Here is a 2136-nt window from a genome sequence, read left to right as displayed (position 1 = left end):
GCCGCGCCCGCACCGGGCGCGCCATGCGGCCCAGCCCCCCAGACCAGGTCCACCGCCAGGTGGGCGTGCCAGGTCAGGGGCAGCGCGGCCAGCGCCGGGGGCAGGTCGACATCGGTATAGGCAAGACAGGCGTCGGCCTCGAACAGGCACAACCCCACCTCGTGAATTTTTCCCGAAAGAAATGCGCAATTATCATGGATGTTGCCCGCAATGACCCACGAAGGAGCCGCTACGGTTCTGGACAGAAGCCGAGGCGATGCGGTAAGGGCCAGCGGAACGTGCATGCCGTTCCGGTTACGGACTTTCAGCCCGGCGGGCAAGCGCGGCCCGGCAAAAACGTGCCGACCGCAACCCACCGGACGACGGCTTTCCGTCCACCCCGTCGTGTGTCCCCTTCGCAAGGGGCCGTCACCATGGACCACGGACCGCACCGGCACGCCGCATGCACGGCATATGTCGTTCCCCCGTCAATTCCACCATGGGTTACGGCGGGGAACAGGAGACCTCGATGCGCCACGTGAAGCACTTTCTGCAGCACCGTTTCAACCCCCTGCACGTGTACTGTCGCCTGCGCGATGTCGGCCTCAGCCCGCGCACGGCGGGCAGGGTGTCCGGCCTGTACGAACGCTACGTGTACCGGGTGTGCTGTCCCCAATAGCCCCGTCCGGCACCGCCTTCCCGCACGTAAGGGCGGCTCACATGACGGACGGCGCACTGCGGCGCGGCGCGCCGCCCCGATGCCTTCCCCTTCTCCGAAAAACACCACGGCCCGGCATGACCGGGCCGTTTGCATTGGCGGGGCTATGGGGCGCTGCCGAGGAGGGGGAATGACTGCCGGACAGCGGCAAAACCGCGTGCCCTGGAAACATCGTGCACCAGTCCACACGGCAACGTGACCGGCGGGCATCACATCAGCGACAGCTGGCGCTCCTTGCGCTTCTGATGCTGCACCAGCATGGAGCGGCGCAGCCCTTCCAGCGGCACGTCGTCCAGAAAGCGCGACGGCTTCAGGCGCAGTTCGCGGCCGTACAGCTGGCGGCGCGCGGCGCAACTGAGGAACAGCCCCTCGGACGCGCGGGTCATACCCACGTAGAGCAGGCGGCGTTCCTCGTCCATGTCGGTACGGGCATCGGGGCTGGCGCCGTCGCGGTCGGGCTTGCCGGTCAGGGTTCCCGCCCCGGCAAAGGGCATGATGCCGTCCTCCAGCGCGGGCAGAAACACCGCACGGAATTCCAGCCCCTTGGCCGCGTGCAGGCTCATGATCTGCACCTTCTCGCTGCCGCGCCGCACCAGTTCCAACTCGCTCTGCAGGCTGATCCAGTTCATCAGCCCGGCCCACCCGCCGTGGGTGTCGTAGGCGCGAGACAGCGCCCGAAAGGCCGAGGACTGCCAGAACAGGTCGTCGAAGGGCGGGGTTTCGCGCAGGTAGGCGGCCACACCCAGCGGACCACGGGCCAGTACCTTGGGCGGGCAGTCCACCTCGTGCGGCATGTCGCGCGCGGGGATTTCCGCGTCGGGCCGCAGGGGTGCCTCGCCGCTTGCGGGGCCGGTGACGGCGGAGCCGGGGGCATCGGGGCCATCGGCAAAAGTATCAGACGGGCCGGCGGGTTCGGTCGGGCCGGAAGCACCGGGCGCATCGGCAGCCGCGTCTCCGCCCCGATGCACGGCAAACGGCGACGCATCCAGCCCCAGCCGGTCGGCCAGCGAGGGGTGCACCCCTTCCGCCACCAGACGGCGGTGGCTTAGCCCGGCGGGCAACGCGGGCCCTCCAGATGCGTCCTGCGACGACGTGGACCCGATGCCCAGCATGCGTCCGGCGGCCCCCAGGATGAGCGCCACCCGCTGGTCTGCCCAGAAGGCCTCGGCCTCGGGCACGGCGCAGGGCACGCCGAAGCGGGTCAGGGTGCGCTGCAACTGGGGGATCAGCGATTTGACGCGGACCAGCACGGCGATGTCGCCGGGGCTGAACCCGCCCTCGTCCAGCACCGTGCCCCGGCGCGTCCGGCCATGCCCGGCGTCCAGCAGCGAATGGCTGGTGGCCCCGATGAGGCCGCGAATCTGCTCGCCGATCCAGGCCGCCTCGCCTTCCGCCGTGGGCGCCTCGAACAGGTGCAGTTCGCCGGGCAGGTCGCGCGC

2 protein-coding genes and 1 pseudogene are annotated in these 2136 nt (G+C 69.9%); 1 reads left to right on the top strand and 2 read right to left on the bottom strand.

Going from position 1 to position 2136, the window contains the following annotated elements; translation table 11 throughout:
• Window positions 1-284, bottom strand: a pseudogene (locus FVW27_RS14005) (cobamide remodeling phosphodiesterase CbiR); the annotation flags it as partial.
• 224 nt (window positions 285-508) lie between these two features.
• Here FVW27_RS14005 and FVW27_RS14000 point away from each other — a divergent pair.
• Window positions 509-658, top strand: a complete 150-nt coding sequence (locus FVW27_RS14000) for a hypothetical protein (protein WP_167126191.1) — start codon at window positions 509-511, stop codon at window positions 656-658.
• Window positions 659-906: 248 nt separating this feature from the next.
• On the opposite strand, the gene FVW27_RS20965 is transcribed toward FVW27_RS14000, so the two are convergent.
• On the bottom strand, window positions 907-2136 hold a 1230-nt coding region (locus FVW27_RS20965), incomplete at its 5' end, for an ATP-dependent helicase (RefSeq protein ID WP_243838460.1).

The organism is Nitratidesulfovibrio liaohensis (assembly GCF_011682075.1).
GTDB lineage: Bacteria > Desulfobacterota > Desulfovibrionia > Desulfovibrionales > Desulfovibrionaceae > Cupidesulfovibrio > Cupidesulfovibrio liaohensis.
The sequence above is the reverse complement of the archived record's forward strand: the minus strand, read 5'-3'. Positions and strand labels throughout refer to the sequence as shown.